Source organism: Micromonospora sp. DT178, assembly GCF_049841695.1.
In the GTDB taxonomy this organism is placed as follows: domain Bacteria; phylum Actinomycetota; class Actinomycetes; order Mycobacteriales; family Micromonosporaceae; genus Micromonospora.
On the sequence record NZ_JBNCKV010000001.1, the window covers coordinates 409,088 to 427,106 of the forward strand.

Consider the following 18,019-nt stretch of genomic DNA (forward strand, 5'->3'; position numbering starts at 1 on the left):
CGAGGATCCAACCTACGCGGGGGTGGTTCGTCCGACCGGAGAGATAGTGTCGACCGGTGGACCCCCCGTCCGACCGGACGAGGGGTGATCGTCGTGTCGTCCGCTGGAAGTGATCACATGCTCACCGGTCTGTTCTCCGCCGCACTGGCCGACCCGGGGCTGGCCCGGGCACGTGACCTGGCGCGCTCCGGTGCCGCGCAGGTCGACGGCCTCGACATCACCGCGCCGCCCGCGCTGCGCCCGTTCGCGGTCGCCGCCGTCGCGGCCGACCAGGCCGGCGACGGCGGATCGGGTGGCGGCGCGGGTCGTCCGGTGCTCGCCGTGACCGCCACCACCCGCGAGGCCGACGACCTGGCCGCCGCGCTGGGCAGCCTGCTCCCGCCCGAGCAGGTGACGGTCTTCCCGTCGTGGGAGACGCTGCCGCACGAGCGCCTGTCGCCCCGCTCCGACACGGTCGGCCGGCGGCTGGCCGTGCTGCGCCGCCTGGCGCACCCCGCGTCGGCGGACGCGCACGGCCGCACCGGCGGGCTGCGGGTGGTCGTGGCGCCCGTCCGGTCGTTGCTGCAACCGCAGCTCAAGGGGCTCGGCGACCTGGAGCCGGTGCAGCTCGCCGCCGGGGCGGAGGCCGACCTGGAGGAGGTCGCCCGCCGGCTCATCGACATGGCGTACGCGCGGGTCGACCTGGTCACCAAGCGGGGCGAGTTCGCCGTGCGCGGCGGCATCCTCGACATCTTCCCGCCCACCGACGAGCACCCGTCGCGGGTCGAGTTCTGGGGCGACGAGGTGGAGGAGATCCGCACCTTCGCCGTCGCCGACCAGCGCACCATCGAGCAGGTGCCGCAGCTGTGGGCGCCGCCGTGCCGGGAGCTGCTGCTCACCCCGTCGGTGCGCAAGCGGGCCGCCGCCCTCGCCGAGGAGCACCCGGAGCTGGCCGAGATCCTCGACAAGCTGGCCGAGGGCATCCCGGTGGAGGGCATGGAGTCCCTCGCCCCGGCGCTCATCGGCGCCGACTCGATGGAGCTGCTGCTGGACGCCATGCCGGCCGGCACCCACGTGCTCCTTTGCGACCCGGAGCGCATCCGCACCCGGGCGCACGACCTGGTGCGTACCTCCGACGAGTTCCTCCAGGCGAGCTGGGCCGCGGCCGCCGTCGGTGGCCAGGCCCCGGTCGACCTCGGCGCCGCCGCCTTCCGCACCCTGGCCGACGTACGCGCCGTCGCGGCGAAGCTGCGCCAGCCCTGGTGGACGCTGTCGCCGTTCGGCCTGGTCGAGGCGGACGCCGCCCCGGCGCGGCAGCCCTGGGAGGACGGGCCGGAGGCGTACGACGTCACCCCCGACGACGCGATCGCGGTGACCCTCTCCGCGCAGCCGGCGCCGCTCTACCACGGCGAGACCGCCCGGGTGGTCGACGACCTCAAGCGCTGGACCGGCGAGGGCTGGTCGGTCGCGCTGGTCTTCGAGGGGCACGGTCCCGCCCAGCGGGCGGTCGAGGTGCTCCGCGACGCCGGCCTCGGCGCGCGGCTGACCGAGGAGATCCCGGCCGCGCCCGCCCCCGGCGAGGTGCTGGTCGCCTGCGGCAGCCTGACCGGCGGCTTCGTCGACGAGGCGTCCCGGTTCGTGCTGCTCACCGGCAACGACGTCACCGGCGGGCGGGGCACCTCCACCCGCGACATGCGCAAGATGCCGAGCCGGCGGCGCAACACCATCGACCCCCTGGAGCTCAAGGCCGGCGACCACGTCGTGCACGAGCAGCACGGCATCGGCCGCTACGTCGAGCTGGTGCAGCGCACCGTCAACGGCGCCTCGCGGGAATACCTGGTCATCGAGTACGCCCCGAGCAAGCGCGGCCAGCCCGGCGACCGCCTCTTCGTCCCCACCGACCAGCTCGACCAGCTCTCCCGCTACGTCGGCGGCGAGCAGCCCACCCTGCACAAGATGGGCGGTTCGGACTGGCAGAAGTCCAAGGCCCGGGCCCGCAAGGCGGTCAAGGAGATCGCCGCCCAGCTCATCCAGCTCTACGCGGCCCGCAAGGCGTCGAAGGGGCACAACTTCGGCCCCGACACGCCGTGGCAGCGGGAGCTGGAGGACGCCTTCCCGTGGCAGGAGACGCCGGACCAGCTCGCCGCCATCGAGGAGGTCAAGCGGGACATGGAGCAGACCGTCCCGATGGACCGCCTGATCTGCGGCGACGTCGGCTACGGCAAGACGGAGATCGCGGTCCGGGCGGCGTTCAAGGCGGTGCAGGACGGCAAGCAGGTGGCGGTGCTGGTGCCGACCACGCTGCTGGTGCAGCAGCACTACAACACGTTCGCCGAGCGGATGAGCCAGTTCCCGGTGACCATCAAGCAGCTCTCCCGCTTCCAGACGCCGAAGGAGGCCGAGCGGACCCTGGAGATGGCCGCCGCGGGCACCGCCGACATCGTCATCGGCACCCACCGGCTGCTCCAGGCGGCCACCCGGTTCAAGTCGCTCGGCCTGGTCATCGTCGACGAGGAGCAGCGCTTCGGCGTCGAGCACAAGGAGCACCTGAAGACGATGCGCGCCTCGGTCGACGTGCTCAGCATGTCGGCCACCCCGATCCCGCGCACCCTGGAGATGGCGATCACCGGCATCCGGGAGATGTCCACCATCGCCACCCCGCCGGAGGAGCGGCACCCGGTGCTGACCTTCGTCGGGGCGTACGACGAGCGGCAGGTGGCGGCCTCCATCCACCGGGAGCTGCTCCGCGACGGGCAGGTCTTCTACCTGCACAACCGGGTCGAGTCGATCGACAGGACGGCCCGGAAGCTGCGCGAGCTGGTGCCCGAGGCGCGGGTCGCGGTGGCACACGGCCAGATGGGCGAGGAGGCCCTGGAGAAGGTCATGGTCGGCTTCTGGGAGAAGGAGTTCGACGTCCTGGTCTGCACCACGATCGTGGAGTCCGGCATCGACATCCCCAACGCCAACACCCTGATCGTGGAGCGGGCCGACCTGCTCGGCCTGGCCCAGCTGCACCAGATCCGCGGCCGGGTCGGCCGGGGCCGGGAGCGGGCGTACGCGTACTTCCTCTACCCGCCGGAGAAGCCGCTCACCGAGCACGCCCACGAGCGGCTGGCGACCATCGCCCAGCACACCGAGCTGGGCGCCGGCATGTACGTGGCGATGAAGGACCTGGAGATCCGGGGCGCCGGCAACCTGCTCGGCGGCGAACAGTCCGGGCACATCGAGGGCGTCGGCTTCGACCTGTACGTGCGGATGGTCGGCGAGGCGGTCTCCGCGTTCAAGGGCGAGCGCCCGGAGGAGGAGACCGAGGTCAAGGTCGACCTGCCGGTCGACGCCCACCTGCCGCACGACTACGTCGCCGTGGAGCGGCTGCGCCTGGAGATGTACCGCAAGCTCGCCGAGGCCCGCGACGAGGAGCGACTGCGCGAGGTGGTCGCCGAGATGACGGACCGCTACGGCGAGCCGCCCGCGCCGGTGCAGAACCTCGTCGCCGTGGCCCGGTTCCGGCTGCTGGCCCGCCGCTACGGCCTGACGGACGTCTCCATGCAGGGCAAGCACATCCGGTTCGGCCCGTTGCCGCTGCCCGATTCGAAGCAGCTGCGGCTCAAGCGCTACCACCCGGACTCGGTCTACAAGCAGGCCCTCGACCAGGTCAGCGTGCCCCGGCCGAGCACCCGGCGGGTGGGCGGCGAGCCGCTGCGCGACCAGGCACTGCTCCAGTGGTGCGCGCAGCTGCTGAAGGACGTGCTGGGCGAGCCGGCGGTGGCGGGAGCCTCCGCCCGGTGAGCGGCGATCGACGATGGCCGGCCGGCAGCCGGCGAGCGACCAGGGGGCGGGGACCCGGGCCGGCACGGGACGGACGCGCGGGAGACCGGTGGGCGGTGTCACGGCGGCCTCGGGCGGCATGAGAGAGTGACCGACATGCGTGCTCGCCGTCTTGTCGCCGTCGCCAGCGTGGCGCTCGGCCTCGTCGCCCTCTCCGGTTGCCGTGCCGAGCCCGGTGTCGCCGCCTACGTCGGTGACCTGCGGATCACCGAGGATGCCGTCACCGGGGTCGTCGACGACCTGCGGGCCAAGAACCCGACGCCGACGGGGCAGCCCGAGGCGCCGGAGGGGCAGCCCCCGGCGCAGGTGCCGCAGCTGCCCGACCGCGGCCAGATCGTCAGCATGCTGGTGCTCTCCGAGGTCTGCGAGCGGCTCTCCGCCGACAAGAACTACCAGCCGCGCGGGCAGGTCGCGCCGGAGCAGCTCGCCCAGCAGATGGGTCTGTCGCCCGACACCGGCTACGTGCGCCAGTCCGCCGACCTCTACAACTGCCTGTCGGGGGTGCCGACCGGTGCGCCGGCCGAGCCGACCGCGCAGGACCTGAAGGACGTGGTGGCGGCGGGCCGCAAGGCGGGCGCCATCCCGGCCGACGTGCCCGACGAGGCGGCCGCCCGCCAGCTCGACGGCGAGCAGCTGCGCGGCGCGCTGGCCACCCGCAAGTCGCTGGCCGAGGCGGTCGCCGCGTACGACGTGACGGTCAACCCGCGTTACCGTCCGCTGGAGTTCCCGGTGCTGAGCTTCTCCGGCAACGCGCCGGCCGTGAGCGTGCCGCTGGGCGAGGCCGGCTCCGACGCGGTCACCGACGTCTCCACCCCGGATCCGCTGCCCACCGCCGGGCCGCAGGCGGCCGGCGGGACCGACAGCTGAGCATGCCCGCCCGGATCGTCCTGCTCGTCACCTCGCCCCGGCTGCCGGCCGGGCTGCTGACCGCCGCCGCCTGGGACGTCGTACGCCGGCATCCGGTGCTGGCGGGAGCGGAGAGCGAGCTGACGACGGCGGTCCGCGTGGCGGGCGCCGAGGTCACGGTGGTCGACGGCCGGGCGACGCAGGCGCTGCTCGACGCGGCGGCGACGCACGGCGTCGCGGTGTGGCTGGCCGGCCCGGCCGGCGACGAGTCGCTGGCCCGCGAGCTGGGCCTGCGGCTGGCCCGCGAGCCCGGCCTGGCCGAGCTGGAGCTGATGTACGGCTCCTGGGACCCGCCGGGCGCCCGGCTGCTCGACGCGGTGGCGGTGATGGACCGGCTGGCCTCCCCGGGCGGCGACCCCTGGAAGCGCGCGCAGACCCACCGCAGCCTCGCCGGCTTCCTGATCGAGGAGTGCTACGAGGCGTACGACGCGATCAGCGCCGGGGACACCGACGCGCTGCGCGAGGAGCTGGGCGACGTGCTGCTCCAGGTGGTGCTGCACGCCCGCCTCGCCGAGGAGCTGCCCGAGGGGGAACGGTGGACCGTCGACGACGTGGCCGGCGGGCTGGTCGACAAGATGGTCCGGCGCAACCCGCACGTCTTCGCCGACGCGGCGACGGGCACCCTGGAGGAGATCGAGGCGAGCTGGGAGCGGATCAAGCGGGCCGAGAAGTCGCGTGACTCGGTGCTCGACGGCATCGCGCTGAGCCAGCCCGCCCTCGCCCTGGCCGCCAAGATCCTGGAGCGCGCCGGGCGGGTCGGCCTCGCCGTACCGCCGCCCCTCGCCGATTCCCAGGTGGACCCGGAGGCGCGGCTCGGCGCGAGCCTGCTCGCCTCGGTCGCGGCGGCCCGCGAGGCGGGCCTCGACCCGGAGGCGGCCCTGCGCCGCGCCGCCCTGGCCTACGCGGACGCGGTCCGCGCCGCCGAAAAGGCCTGAGTCGACCCGGTAGGGTCGCTGGGTGGAATCGTTTGTGCCGCTCGCGGAGCGGATCGTCGACGCGTTGCTCCAGAGCCGGCCGGGGCTCGCGACCTCCACCGGCGACCACCGGTACGACGACCGGCTGCCGGACCTCTCCGCCGAGGCGGTCGCGGCCGACCGGACCATGCTCAAGGAGGCCGCGGACGCGCTCGCCGAGCTGGACCCGGACGCCCTGGACGTCGAGGAGCGCGTCGACCACGCGCTGCTTACCTCGTTCGTGGACCGGGAGCTGTTCGAGTCCGGCGACATCCGCGCGCACGAGTGGGATCCGCTGCGGCACAACCCCGGGCCGCTGCTGCACGCGCTGCTCGCCCGCCCGTTCGCCCCGGTGGACGTGCGGCTGACCAGCCTGGCCGGTCGGCTCGCCGCCGTGCCGGACGCGCTGGCGACCGCGCGCGCGACGCTGCGCGACATGCCGCGCATCCACGCCGAGACGGCGGTCGGGCAGTTCACCGGCACGGCGGCGCTCATCCGCGACGAGGTGCCGGGGCTGCTCGCGCAGGCCCCCGCCCTGTACGACCGGGTCGAGCCGGCGGCCACCGCGGCGATCGCGGCGCTGGAGGAGTTCGTCGCGTGGCTGCGGCAGGGCCTGGCCGCCGACGCCGGCCCCGGGCGGGACCCGCGGCTGGGCCGCCGCCGCTGGGAGGCGCGGCTGTGGCACACCCTCGACACCGAGCTGGGCGCCGCCGAGATCCAGCGCCGGGCCTGGGCCAACCTGGACCGGGTCGGCGAGGAGATCCGCGCGGCGGCCGTCGAGCTGGTCGGCGGCCCCGCCGACGACGAGACGGTACGCCGGGCGCTGGACCTGCTGGCCGCCGAGCACCCGGACGACCACACCATCGTGGACCTCGCGTCGGTCACCCTGGACGAGGCGACCGACTTCGTGCGCGCCCACGACCTGGTCACCCTGGTCGACGACCCGTGCGTGATCCAGGAGATGCCCCAGTTCGCCCGGGGCGTGGCGGTCGCCTACTGCGACTCGCCCGGCCCGCTGGAGACGGCGGACGTGCCGACCTTCTACTGCATCGCGCCCACCCCGGCGGACTGGCCCGTGCACCGGGTCGAGTCGTTCTACCGCGAGTACAACGACCACATGATCCGCAACCTGACGGTGCACGAGGCGATGCCGGGGCACTTCCTCCAGCTCGCCCACGCCCGCCGGCACGTCGGCCCCACCCGGGTACGCGCGCTGACCGAGTCGGGCCCCTTCATCGAGGGCTGGGCGGTCTACACGGAGGAGCTGATGGCCGGCCTCGGCTTCGGCGGCCTGCCGGTGCGGTTGCAGCAGCTCAAGATGCAGCTCCGGATGACCATCAACGCGCTGCTGGACCAGCTCGTGCACTGCGAGGAGCTGCCGGAGGCCGAGGCGATGGCGCTGATGACCGGGCGGGGCTTCCAGGAGGAGGGGGAGGCGGCCGGCAAGTGGCGGCGCGCGCTGCTCACCTCGACGCAGCTCTCGACGTACTTCGTCGGCTACAGCGAGGTGGCCGCGATCGCCGCCGCCCGCCCGGCCGAGGTGGCGGTACGCGAGTGGCACGACGCGATGCTCGCCCACGACTGCCCACCCCCGCGCCACCTGCGCACCCTGCTCGGCGTGTGACGAAGTGGGGTCGGTTTTTGGGATCACGCTCGGTCGAGGCTCGGTCGGTCGCGGCCAGGTTTGACCGGGATTGACTTCTGCGGCGCTCACGGAAGGTGAGCTGACGTAGCCATTCAGCGAGATGCGGTCCCCCCGAGCGGGGCAACGAGATCGACGCCTGTCTCGTAGTCTCTCGCTTGCCGTGGCCTACACGGATGCTGATGTCTGCCGCACGGGGGTTCGATGCTTTACATACCTGCTCAGAAGTTATATCCCGCCCGATGGGGGGTGCGAGCGCGCGGCGCAATGGTTGCGGCGGTCGTGCTGGCCCTGATCGCAGCGGTTCTTGCGGTACCTTCTCCAGCCTTCGCCGAAGAGGATGCCTCCGAAGCCATTGACTTTCGGGCATGGGCGGTGCAACTCATGCGCTCCGGTGGTCCGAGCACCGCCAGAGCCGCAGAGGTGGCATTGGCCGGTTCGGATGAAGAACTTCAAACCTTCTTCGTGGACGGTCTGCGGGCCGCGTCCGAGCAGGACGACCAAGCTCAGGTGAACGAGTACCTGGCTGCGGGCGGGTATGCGACGCGGCAGGCGGCGCAGCAAGCACTCGCGGGCACGCCACTGCAACAGTGGATCTTCCTCGACTCCGGGTGGGAACAGCCCTGGCTGCTCGATGAGCGGACCCGGGTCACCCAGATCATGGCCGTCGGCGGGCCTCGGATCAAAGCCGCCGGTCAGGCGGCGCTCGACGGATCCGCGGAAGACATCACTGCTTTCCTCTCCAAGGGCCAGTACCTCGCGCGTGAGCACGACAACCGGGTGCGCACCTCGCAGATCATGATGTCGGGCGGGCCGTATGTGCAGGCTGCGGCGCAGGCGGCACTGGATGGCAATGCTGCTGCGGTGGAGGAATTCCTCAGCTACGGCCAGCACGTGGCCCGGGCGAGGGACGAGGAACTGTCAACGGTCAGCCGACTCGCCGACCTGGCCAAGGAGGCCAGCCAGACCGCGGAGCGTGAGACGCAGGCGGCGAAGGTGGCTGCGGACAAGGCGATCGAAGCGGCACGGCTGGCGAAGGAGGCGGCGCAGCGGGCCGCGGCCGAGACGGCCGCGGCGAAGGACTCTGCGATCAAGGCCTCGGCTGCGGCGGCCCGGGCGGCGGATGCGGCGAAGCGGGCGGCTGCGGCGGCGCGGACGGCGATCGGGGCTGCCGCGGCGGCGAACAGCGCGGCGCGGGTGGCGTCGAACGCGGCGGCTCGTGCGGCGTCGGCGGCGGCGTTGGCCGGTGACGCGGCGTCTCGCGCGTACTCGGCGGCGTCGGAAGCGGCGGGGGACGCCACCAAGGCTGCCAAGGCGCGGCAGGCGGCGCAGAACGCCCGGAACGTGGCGGCGTCGGCGCGCAAGGCCGCGGACGCGGCGAAGGCAGCCAAGACCGCGGCGGGCGCTGCGGGTGACGCCTCCAAGGCTGCGCGTAGCGCGGTGGCGAATGCCAACGAGGCGGCGGCAGCGGCGGATGCGGCAAGCAACCACGCGAATGTCTCGCAGGCGGAGGCTGACCGGGCGCGCCGGGCGGCCGAGGAGGCCCGGCGTCGGGCAGCGGAAGCCGATCGGGCGGCAGACCGGGCGGAGGCGCTGGCGCGTAAGGCCGCGACCGCAGCCGGCGAAGCGGAACGTCACGCCCGTGAGGCGGCTGATCGGGCTGAGGCGGCGGCAGCGGCGGCGGACGAGGCGGCAGCCCACGCTGGCGAGGCTGCCTACGCGGCGGCGAAAGCCGCCGCACACGCCAACGCCGCCCTGGCGGCTGCCGACACCGCCGCGCAGGCGGTGGAGCAGGCCCGCGTGGTCGAGGTGAACGCTCGGGACGCGGACAAGGAGCGGCTCGACAGCCTGGTGGCCGAGGGCATGGCCGCGGCTGAGGCGGAGCGGGCCGTCGAGTTGGAGCGACTTGCGAAGGCCGCCTACGACGCGGAGGAGCAGGCACGGCGGGACGAGGAGACCCGCCAGTTGCTCGCCGCGGCGCGGGCTCCCGGTGCGCCGGCGGATTTGGTGCTGCGCAACGGCCGGAAGGTTGCTGCTCGCCTGTTGACGACCGGCGGCAAGTGGACCCAGCAGGTTGCCGAGCGCGCCCTGGTGGGCTCGGAGACGGACGTCCGGGACTTCGTCCTCAGCTCTCTCGAGGTCGCTGCCGAGCAGGACGACCGCGCGAAGGTCGCGCAGATCTACGACACCGCGGACAAGGAGGCACTGAAGGACGCGGCCAGGGTTGCCCTGGCCGGCACGATCACCGACGTCAGGGCCTTCCTTGCCACCCGCGAGTACGTGGGCAAGGAACACGACGACCGGATCAAGATCACTCAGATCATGGCCAACGGTGGTCCGAGAACCCAGGAGACCGGAACCGCGGCCCTGGACGGGACGGCCGCTGATCGTCAGGCGTTCCTGAGCCGCGGGCAGTTCGACGCTGCGGAGCACGACGACCGGATCAAGATTTCGCAGATCATGGCGGCCGGTGGCCCGGAGGTCAAAGCGGCGGGGCAGGTCGCCCTGTCCGGTCCGCGAGCCGGGCTGCGTCACTACATCGCCGTCGTGCAGTACGTCGCCCGTCAGCGGGACGCCGAGACCGCAGCGCACGTACTGAAGATCCAGCAGATCATCCACGACGCAGCCAAGGACGCCGCCCTCGCGCGGCAGAGCGCTGCCGAGGCTGCCCGGTTGGCGGCCCTGGCGAGGAACGCCGCCGGTGAGGCGCAGGCGTACGCCGACCAGGCCGCGGCGTCGGCAAGGGCGGCGGAGGCCTACGCCGACCAGGCCGCCGACGCCGCAGATCAGGCCAAGCGGTCCGCCGAGCAGGCAGCACAGTCGGCGCAGAGTGCTCGGAACGCGGCGAACGCCGCCAAGGCCGACGCGGCCGCTGCGAATGCTGCCGCAGCCCGGGCGCAGTCGTCCGCGGATCGTGCGCACGGCTTCGCCGCGGATGCCCGCAAGTCGGCGGACGAAGCCAAGAAGTCGGCCCTCGCGGCCGGCAAGGACGCCGCGGAGGCGACCCGGCTCGCGGCCGAGGCACTCAAGATCGCCATCGACCTGCAGAACAGGGAGGAGGCGGAGCGCCGCCAAGCCAGGCAGGAGTACTACGACAACCTTCCCGAGTGCCAGCTGGCCCACCGTCTGCACGGAATCGCCTGCAAGGGCGGTGAGCTGCTCAACGCGATCCTCGACGGCCAGAACAGCTGCACGATCATGTTCGGCAGCTCAGAAGCCTGCGACACCGTCATGGAGTACTACGCGGAGAAGAACGCCGAAGAGGCCGCCAAGGCCAAGGTCGTCGTTCAGCTCGTTCTGGCCATCTGCGGGTTCGTCCCGGTCGTCGGAGAACCCTGCGACGCGCTCGACGCCTTCATAGCCTTCGTCAGCGGCGACATCCAGGGAGGCGTCGAAGCCCTCGCCGCCATGATCCCGGTCGGTGGCTGGCTGTTCGGCGGCAAACGCGGTGCCGACCTGCTTCGAGAGCTGGACAAGCTTCGTAAGAAGTCGAAGTGCGGAAGTGCCACCAATTCTTCGAGGCTTGGCATCTCCGCGGTTGTTCCGTGTGACCTTCCTGTTCAAAAGTATGATGGCGGCGGACTCGTCCATTCCTTCGACAGGCACGCGCACGAATGGTACGGGAGGCCAGTCAACAAGAGCGAGAAGATGGCCGAGTGGGAGGCTTTGATCAAGCGTGCGGGGGCAAGCAAGAAGGTGATCGAGTGGGACAGCATGGGCAGGCCCACCTACGCTCACATGGCTCGAATTGATGGGAAGTGGTTCGTTGCCCAGTTCGACCGGTCGACCGGCGAACTGGTGACCGCGTTCGTCCCGAAGAATGATCAGTTGTCAGCCATGCTGAGGCGCCTCAATGAAGAGTGATACCCCCCTTTATCCCGATCCACCGCACCTGACCGTCGCAGTGTTCCCGGCCAGCTCCGACGAGCCGGCATTCTCGGCGGTTTGCGACAGCCTCGTCGCCTGCGGTGCGCTGCCCGACGGGGTGCTGGAGACCATATCGCCGGACGTCGACTTCGAGGCGCCGTCCGACGTTGCGGAAACCGTCGAGGTCCTGACCGTGGAGTCCGACTCGTTCGAGCGGATCATCCGGGGCGGGGAACCCGCGAAACGGCCTGTGCGGGCCGGGTTCACCCGTGGCGAGGGTGAGGTCGTCGTCGTCGAGTTGCTTCGTAGGAATCGTGGGGAACGGTTCCCGGTCGGTGTGTCCTGCTCCGCAGGGGCGTTGGGTCTGCCAATTGACCTCTGGCGGGAGGCCGACCGCTCGGCGGCCTTCGAGATCACGCGGTGGAGTAAGCAGTTGTTGCAGGTCATAACCGGCCGGCTGCCGTGTGCCTACGGCTCGATCGAGGGCGAGGCGCCCTTCCCCACTCCCTCGATGCTCCGCAGTGGCGCCATGCTCGGCTCTCAGGTCTTCGTCGCGCGGGACATCCTGGCCCGCCGACCGGAACTGAGGGCGGCTTTCGCCGAGGACTACGACGATGTGGGCGAGGAATGGAAGGCTGGCACCTTCTTCTCCGGTTGGGCGCCGTTCGACACCCAGAGAAGGACGCTGCCGTACACGCCGGATCGCTACCAGCGGAGTAGTCGAATGCTGGGCGAGTTCCTCAGCTCGTAGCACGACCGCTGGCTGGTCGACGCGCCTGCAACGCGTCGACCAGCCGGCGCTCCGAAGAAAGTGTCACCGGACGGGCGGGCCAGCCGGACCGGTCACGAGCTGGCCGGGCGGCGGTCCACGACGCCGGCGTCGGGCGGCAGGTCGAACACCGCGCCGTCGACCGTCTCGCGGTAGCGGCTCAGTGTCAGCTCGACCTGGCGGCCGTCGACCTGGCCGGTGAAGCTGCCCAGCACCCCGTCGGTGGTCACGCAGGCGGTGAAGTCCCCGGCCGACTGCGTCACGTCGACGCAGGTGGCGTGGTGGCCGGCGAGGGTGGTGTCGCTCTGCTCGATCACCGCCTCCGGGTCCAGCGCGGCGGTGGTGAGCAGCCCCACGACGACCGGCGGCGTCAACAGCCCCCGCTGCTTGGCCTCGGTGAACATGGTCACCGTGGGCTTCGCGTTGGGCGCGGGCGGTGCCTCCAGGGTGCAGGTCGCGCGGCCGGCGCCGGTCTCGCAGCGGGTCGTCGCCTCCGGGGTGACGGTGAGCCTGCCGCCGGGCCAGGTGTACGCGGAGCGGGCCGGGTCCTGGGCCTGGGCGATGGTGGCGGTCTGCCCGCCGGGGAGCTGGTAGTCGGCGGAGTAGGTCAGCTCCAGGGCCCGGTCGAGCCGGGCGGCCAGGTCGTTCACCAGGTCGGACCGCCCGATGGCCCGGCCGGCGTCGTCGAGGGTCTGACAACCGGTCACGGTGAGCGACGCGATGACCGACACGGCGAGCATGCGGAGGGTGGTCGAGGCGGCGGGCATGGCGACCAGCCTGGCCGATCGGGTCAACCGCGCGCAAACCCGTTGTCGGTTGAGGCACGAGAATCCGGGAATGTCCGTGTAAAGCACTGCCCGGAGGCAGGTTTCGGGTCGGGCCGGCGAGCGCCCGGACCGCCCGCGTCCGAGCGCCGCCCGATACGCTGCGTTCAACAACTGCCTCAGCCGCACCGTCGCGGCCCATACCGGACCGGAACACACAAACGAGGAGCGACTCAGTGGCAACCATCGAGGGAATCGTCGCGCGGGAGATTCTGGACTCGCGGGGCAACCCGACCGTCGAGGTCGAGGTCGGGCTCGACGACGGCACGATCGCCCGGGCGGCGGTGCCCTCCGGCGCCTCCACGGGCGCCTTCGAGGCGATCGAACTGCGCGACGGTGACGCCGACCGCTACCAGGGCAAGGGTGTCGAGAAGGCGGTCTCGAACATCGAGGACAAGATCGTCGACGAGCTGATCGGCTACGAGGCCAGCGAGCAGCGGCTGATCGACCAGAAGATGCTCGACATCGACGGCACGGACAGCAAGTCCGAGCTGGGCGCGAACGCCATCCTCGGGGTCTCCCTGGCGGTGGCCAAGGCGGCGGCCGGCAGCGCCGAGCTGAGCCTCTTCCGCTACCTGGGCGGCCCGAACGCGCACCTGCTGCCGGTGCCGATGATGAACATCCTCAACGGTGGCGCGCACGCGGACTCGAACGTCGACATCCAGGAGTTCATGATCGCGCCGATCGGCGCGCCCAGCTTCCGTGAGGCGCTGCGCTCCGGCGCGGAGGTCTACCACGCGCTGAAGTCGGTGCTGAAGAAGAAGGAGCTCTCCACGGGCCTCGGCGACGAGGGCGGCTTCGCGCCGAACCTGCCCACCAACGCCGCCGCCCTGGACCTGATCGCCGAGGCGGTGGAGAAGGCCGGCTACCGGCTCGGCACCGACATCGTCTTCGCGCTCGACGTGGCCGCCACGGAGTTCTTCGACAACGGCACCTACACCTTCGAGGGCACCGCGAAGAGCGCCGAGGAGATGAGCAACTACTACACCAAGCTCGCCGGCGACTACCCGATCGTGTCGATCGAGGACCCGCTGGCCGAGGACGACTGGACCGGCTGGCAGACGCTGACCGCCTCGCTCGGCGACCGCATCCAGATCGTCGGCGACGACCTGTTCGTCACCAACCCGCAGCGCATCGCCCGCGGCATCGCCGAGAGGGCCGCCAACGCGGTCCTGGTGAAGGTCAACCAGATCGGTTCGCTGACCGAGACCCTGGACGCGGTGGACCTGGCCCACCGGGCCGGCTTCAAGTGCATGATGAGCCACCGCTCCGGCGAGACCGAGGACACCACCATCGCCGACCTGGCGGTGGCCACGGGCTGCGGCCAGATCAAGACCGGCGCCCCGGCCCGCTCGGACCGGGTCGCCAAGTACAACCAGCTCCTGCGGATCGAGGAGGAGTTGGCCGACGCGGCGCGGTACGCCGGTGCGGGCGCCTTCCCGCGCTACCGTTCCGCCTGAGACGCGCGAGGCCTCGGGGGAGGGGTGTGACGATGCAGCAGCGCCGCACACCGGGCGGTCAGCGCCCCGCCCGCCGGCCGGGTCACACCGGCCGGCCGGGCGGGGCCCGGGGCGCCCGGACGTCGGTCCGCGAGGGCGGTGTCCGCGCCGAGCCGCGGGCCACGGCCGGTCGCGCGCCGGGGGCGGCCCGGGGCGCGGAAGGCGTACGCTCCGCGAGCCGGCCCGCCGCGGCCCGTCGTACGGCCGCCGGCACCGTCAAGCGGCTCTCCGCACCCCGCTCCCGGGGCCTCACCGGGCGGGCCACCGTGCTCTTCGCGGTGCTGATCGCGCTCGCCCTGGCCTACACCTACCCGGTGCGCGTCTACCTGGACCAGCAGGCCGACATCGAACGGATGGAGGCCGCCCAGGCCGCCCAGCGGGAGGCGATCGAGGAGCTCTCCGAGCGGGCGGCCAAGTGGCAGGACCCGGAATACATCAAGATCCAGGCCAGGGAGCGGTTCTTCATGGGGCCGCCGGGCGAGACGCTGCTGGTGGTGCTCTCCGACCCGGCGGGCGCCGCCCGGGACGCCGGTTCGTCCGCGGCCCCGTCGGCGCCGGTCACCCCCGCCTCCTGGTACGACACCCTCTGGTCGAGCGTGCAGGCCGCCAACGGCGAGCAGCCCGACAGGTGAGCAGCACCCGAGCATCGAACGAGAGATCAGCATCGTGACTGTCGTACCACCGCCGGAGCCGGCGGCGGACTCCGTACCCCCGCCGTTGCGCGAACCGGCCACCGAGGCCGACCTGGCCGCGGTGGCCGCGCAGCTCGGACGCCCGCCCCGGGGCACCCGGGCCGTGGCCCACCGCTGCCCCTGCGGCCTGCCGGACGTGGTGGAGACGACCCCGCGCCTGGCCGACGGCACCCCCTTCCCGACGCTGTTCTATCTGACCTGCCCCCGGGCGACGGCGGCGTGCAGCCGGCTGGAGTCGGCGGGGCTGATGAAGGAGATGGCGGACCGGCTGGCCGCCGACCCGGAGCTGGCCGCGAGCTACCGTGCCGCGCACGAGGACTACCTGGCCCGCCGGGACGCGATCGGCGAGGTGCCCGAGATCGCCGGCATCTCCGCCGGCGGGATGCCCGGCCGGGTGAAGTGCCTGCACGTGCACCTCGGGCACGCGCTCGGGGCCGGGCCCGGGGTGAACCCGTTCGGCGACGAGACGCTGGAGCTGGTGGAGAAGTGGTGGGCGGCCGGGCCCTGCGTGGACGTGCCGGCGGCGGACTGACCATGGCGGGCGCGGACGGGGGCGTGGCGGGGGCCGACGAGGTCGTGGTGCGGCGGGCCCGCACCTCGGACGTGCGTGGCATCCGGCGGCTCGTCGACACCTACACCGACGACCGGCGGCTGCTCAGCAAGGCAACCGTGACGCTCTACGAGCACGTGCAGGAGTTCCGGGTCGCGGTCCGTGCCGGCGACGGCGCGGTCGTCGGCTGCGGCGCGCTGCACGTGATGTGGGAGGACCTGGCCGAGATCCGGACGGTGGCGGTCGACCCCTCCTGCCGGGGGCGCAAGCTCGGCCACCGGATCGTCGCGGAGCTGATCGACGGCGCCCGTGAGCTGGGGGTGGCCCGAATCTTCGTGCTCACCTTCGAGACCCGGTTCTTCGGCTCGTTCGGGTTCACCGAGATCGACGGCGCGCCCGTGCCGCAGCCGGTCTACGAGCAGCTCCTGCGCTCCTACGACGAGGGCGTCGCGGAGTTCCTCGACCTGGAACGGGTCAAGCCGAACACCCTCGGCAACACCCGGATGCTGCTGCGCCTCTGACTCAGCTCCGGCGCGGGTGGGCGGCGAAGAAGTCCCAGACGAGTTCGGTGGCGACGAGGCCCGCGTCGGGGGCGGCCAGCTCGCCGGATGCCGCCCCGGGCCACGAGTGCCCCATGTCTGGCAGGGTGTAGACGGTCACGTCGCTGCCGTCGCCGCACCGCGCGTCGGTGCGGGTGACCCGCGGCGCGCCCACCGGCGGCGCGCCGGTCTTCGGTGTGCAGCGCAGCCGTCGCTGCCAGGTCCGTACGCCCTCGGTGAAGACGTCGGCGTAGCGGTCCTGCCCGCCGATGAAGGTGATCACCGAGACCGGCCGCCGGGGCACGTAGGTGTCGGGGGCCGTCCGGGGGCCGCTGTAACCGCCGCTGACCACGCCGATCGCCGCGAAGAGCCCCGCGCCCTCGACGGCGGCCCGGAAGCTCATGTCCCCGCCGTTGGAGATCCCGGTGAGGTAGACCCGGTCCGGATCGACCCGCCACGTCCGTACGAGGTGGGCCGTGAGGTCCTTGAGGAAGCCGACGTCGTCGGTCGTCCCGCAGCAGATCAGCGCGTTGAAGCCGCCGTTGTGCCCGTCCGGGTACGCGACCAGGAAGTTCTCCCGGTCGGCCACGGCGTCCAGCCCCACCATGTCCCGCAGGCGGGCGCCGCTGCCGGGATAGAAGTGCAGGGCGATCACCAGCGCGGTGGGCCGGGCGGGGTCGTAGCCGGGCGGGGCGTGCAGCAGGTACCGGCGGTCGGACCCGCCGTGGGCCAGGGTGAGCCGGTGGTCGCCGGCGGCGGGGCGCTCGACGGCCCCCGAAGGCGACGGGGCCGGCGTGACCCGGGACTGACCCCGGTCCCCACCGCACGCCGTGGCGACGACGGCGAAGACCAGCCCCGTCAGCACTGCCACCGTCCGTCGCACGCCCCGCCCCCTCCGTGACCCCGGTCCACACTGGATGGCCCCGCCCGAACGGGGCAACCCTTTCGGTCCAGGCCGAAGACCGGCAGTCTGCTGGCATGCTCCGTCTCCGCCTGGGACTGGCGGACCTGTGCCGGGTCCGCTTCGCCGACCGCCTGCACCCGGTCGGCATGTCCCTGCTGGCCTGCCAGGCGCTGCACGACGCGGGCACCGCCCGGATGACGCCGGGCCTCGCGGCGGACGCGGCCTCCGCGTCGGGTCCGGTCCGGTCCGCCGCCTCCGTGCTGCGGCACCTGCTTCCCGCACGCGGGCGCCTGCCCGACTTCCTCACCCCGCTGGACGGCCTGGAATCGGTCGCCGCCGGTCTGGAGGCGATCCGGGCGGCCCCCGTCGGGCGCATCCGGGCAGAGGTCGCCGCCGCGTACGCGCAGCTGCCCGCGACGCCGCTGCGCAGGCGGTTCGCCGAGGCCGACGGGGAGACGATGAACCTGTTCGGCCGGGCCCTGGGTACCTGGCACGACGCGGTGCTCGCGCCGCACTGGGCCGACCTGACGGAGGCGCACCGGCACCACGTGGCGGGAGCGACCGCGCAGCTCGCCACGCACGGGCTGGACGGGCTGCTGAACGCGCTGCACCCGGCGATCCGGTGGGAGGCGCCGACGTTGACGGTGCGTACCTGGTGGAGCGCCTCGCTGTCCGGCACCGGCCACGGCCTGCTCCTGCTGCCCTCGCCGCTGGCCGGCCCGCATCCCCGGGTGCTGGTGGAGCCCGGTCGGCCGGTGCTGGTGGTGTACCCCGCGCCGATGCCGCGCCTGATCAGGGCCACCACCTGCGATCCGCTGGGCCGCCTGCTGGGGGCGACCCGGGCGGCCGTGCTGCGCCGCCTCGCCGGCCCCGGCCGGCACACCACCACGGCGCTCGGCCGGGCCGTCGGGATCAGCACCTCCTCGGCGTCCGAGCACACGGGGGCGTTGCGGGCGGCCGGGCTGGTCGTCAGCGTCCGGGACGGCGGCGCGGTGCTGCACCGGTTGACGCCGCTCGGCACCGAACTGCTCGGCCGCGACGTCGTCCAGCCGGGCGGCCCCGCCTGA

General features: G+C 72.9%; 13 protein-coding genes. 11 read left to right on the plus strand and 2 right to left on the minus strand.

Going from position 1 to position 18,019, the window contains the following annotated elements; genetic code table 11:
• Positions 1–117 precede the first annotated feature (117 nt).
• The 6 genes from mfd to ACLQ22_RS02000 all read left to right on the plus strand — a co-directional run bounded on the left by mfd (position 118) and on the right by ACLQ22_RS02000 (position 11,926).
• The gene (gene mfd / locus ACLQ22_RS01975; RefSeq protein WP_425690773.1) at positions 118–3,768 is read left to right on the plus strand and encodes a transcription-repair coupling factor; all 3,651 of its coding nucleotides are present in this window, start codon (positions 118–120) and stop codon (positions 3,766–3,768) included.
• Between the two features lie 135 nt (positions 3,769–3,903).
• Positions 3,904–4,674 carry a hypothetical protein gene (locus ACLQ22_RS01980; protein ID WP_425690774.1) on the plus strand — a complete coding sequence of 257 codons (771 nt, stop codon included), beginning with the start codon at positions 3,904–3,906 and terminating at the stop codon, positions 4,672–4,674.
• A 2-nt stretch (positions 4,675–4,676) separates the two neighbouring features.
• Positions 4,677–5,648 (plus strand): nucleoside triphosphate pyrophosphohydrolase, encoded by a 972-nt coding sequence (locus ACLQ22_RS01985; RefSeq protein WP_425690775.1) that lies wholly within the window; start codon positions 4,677–4,679, stop codon positions 5,646–5,648.
• 22 nt (positions 5,649–5,670) lie between these two features.
• A complete protein-coding gene (locus tag ACLQ22_RS01990; protein WP_425690776.1) occupies positions 5,671–7,290 on the plus strand; it encodes a DUF885 domain-containing protein in 1,620 nt (539 codons plus the stop codon).
• Positions 7,291–7,590: 300 nt separating this feature from the next.
• Positions 7,591–11,172: an ALF repeat-containing protein gene (locus ACLQ22_RS01995; protein WP_425690777.1), complete on the plus strand. Its 3,582-nt coding sequence runs from the start codon at positions 7,591–7,593 to the stop codon at positions 11,170–11,172.
• The gene (locus tag ACLQ22_RS02000; protein WP_425690778.1) at positions 11,162–11,926 is read left to right on the plus strand and encodes a hypothetical protein; all 765 of its coding nucleotides are present in this window, start codon (positions 11,162–11,164) and stop codon (positions 11,924–11,926) included. Before ACLQ22_RS01995 ends, ACLQ22_RS02000 begins: the two co-directional genes overlap by 11 nt.
• Positions 11,927–12,018: 92 nt before the next feature.
• Here the strand turns inward: ACLQ22_RS02000 and ACLQ22_RS02005 are convergent, their stop codons facing one another.
• Complete coding sequence (locus tag ACLQ22_RS02005) at positions 12,019–12,711, minus strand: hypothetical protein (RefSeq protein ID WP_425690779.1); 693 nt, start codon at positions 12,709–12,711, stop codon at positions 12,019–12,021.
• A gap of 233 nt (positions 12,712–12,944) precedes the next feature.
• Here ACLQ22_RS02005 and eno point away from each other — a divergent pair, with 233 nt between their 5' ends.
• From eno to ACLQ22_RS02025, 4 genes are read left to right on the plus strand one after another with little or no spacing between them, the layout of a single operon-like run.
• Positions 12,945–14,228 (plus strand): phosphopyruvate hydratase, encoded by a 1,284-nt coding sequence (gene eno / locus ACLQ22_RS02010; protein WP_425690780.1) that lies wholly within the window; start codon positions 12,945–12,947, stop codon positions 14,226–14,228.
• A 32-nt stretch (positions 14,229–14,260) separates the two neighbouring features.
• Complete coding sequence (locus ACLQ22_RS02015; protein WP_425690781.1) at positions 14,261–14,899, plus strand: FtsB family cell division protein; 639 nt, start codon at positions 14,261–14,263, stop codon at positions 14,897–14,899.
• Between the two features lie 34 nt (positions 14,900–14,933).
• Complete coding sequence (locus ACLQ22_RS02020) at positions 14,934–15,491, plus strand: DUF501 domain-containing protein (protein ID WP_425690782.1); 558 nt, start codon at positions 14,934–14,936, stop codon at positions 15,489–15,491.
• A gap of 2 nt (positions 15,492–15,493) precedes the next feature.
• Entirely contained in the window at positions 15,494–16,030 is a 537-nt protein-coding gene (locus ACLQ22_RS02025) for an amino-acid N-acetyltransferase (protein ID WP_311414779.1), read from the plus strand.
• 1 nt (position 16,031) lies between these two features.
• On the opposite strand, the gene ACLQ22_RS02030 is transcribed toward ACLQ22_RS02025, so the two are convergent.
• The gene (locus ACLQ22_RS02030; RefSeq protein ID WP_425690783.1) at positions 16,032–16,931 is read right to left on the minus strand and encodes an alpha/beta hydrolase family esterase; all 900 of its coding nucleotides are present in this window, start codon (positions 16,929–16,931) and stop codon (positions 16,032–16,034) included.
• A 95-nt stretch (positions 16,932–17,026) separates the two neighbouring features.
• On the opposite strand from ACLQ22_RS02030, the gene ACLQ22_RS02035 reads away from it, so the two are divergent.
• Positions 17,027–18,019 (plus strand): ArsR/SmtB family transcription factor, encoded by a 993-nt coding sequence (locus ACLQ22_RS02035; RefSeq protein ID WP_425690784.1) that lies wholly within the window; start codon positions 17,027–17,029, stop codon positions 18,017–18,019.

Excerpts from the sequence above, each read along its gene's own strand:
- ACLQ22_RS02035 (WP_425690784.1), top strand. The coding sequence starts at position 17,027 with ATGCTCCGTCTCCGCCTGGGACTGGCGGACCTGTGCCGGGTCCGCTTC.
- ACLQ22_RS01985 (WP_425690775.1), top strand. The coding sequence starts at position 4,677 with ATGCCCGCCCGGATCGTCCTGCTCGTCACCTCGCCCCGGCTGCCGGCC.
- mfd (WP_425690773.1), top strand. The coding sequence starts at position 118 with ATGCTCACCGGTCTGTTCTCCGCCGCACTGGCCGACCCGGGGCTGGCC.
- ACLQ22_RS02005 (WP_425690779.1), bottom strand. The coding sequence starts at position 12,711 with ATGCCCGCCGCCTCGACCACCCTCCGCATGCTCGCCGTGTCGGTCATC.
- ACLQ22_RS01980 (WP_425690774.1), top strand. The coding sequence starts at position 3,904 with ATGCGTGCTCGCCGTCTTGTCGCCGTCGCCAGCGTGGCGCTCGGCCTC.
- ACLQ22_RS02025 (WP_311414779.1), top strand. The coding sequence starts at position 15,494 with ATGGCGGGCGCGGACGGGGGCGTGGCGGGGGCCGACGAGGTCGTGGTG.
- ACLQ22_RS02015 (WP_425690781.1), top strand. The coding sequence starts at position 14,261 with ATGCAGCAGCGCCGCACACCGGGCGGTCAGCGCCCCGCCCGCCGGCCG.
- ACLQ22_RS02000 (WP_425690778.1), top strand. The coding sequence starts at position 11,162 with ATGAAGAGTGATACCCCCCTTTATCCCGATCCACCGCACCTGACCGTC.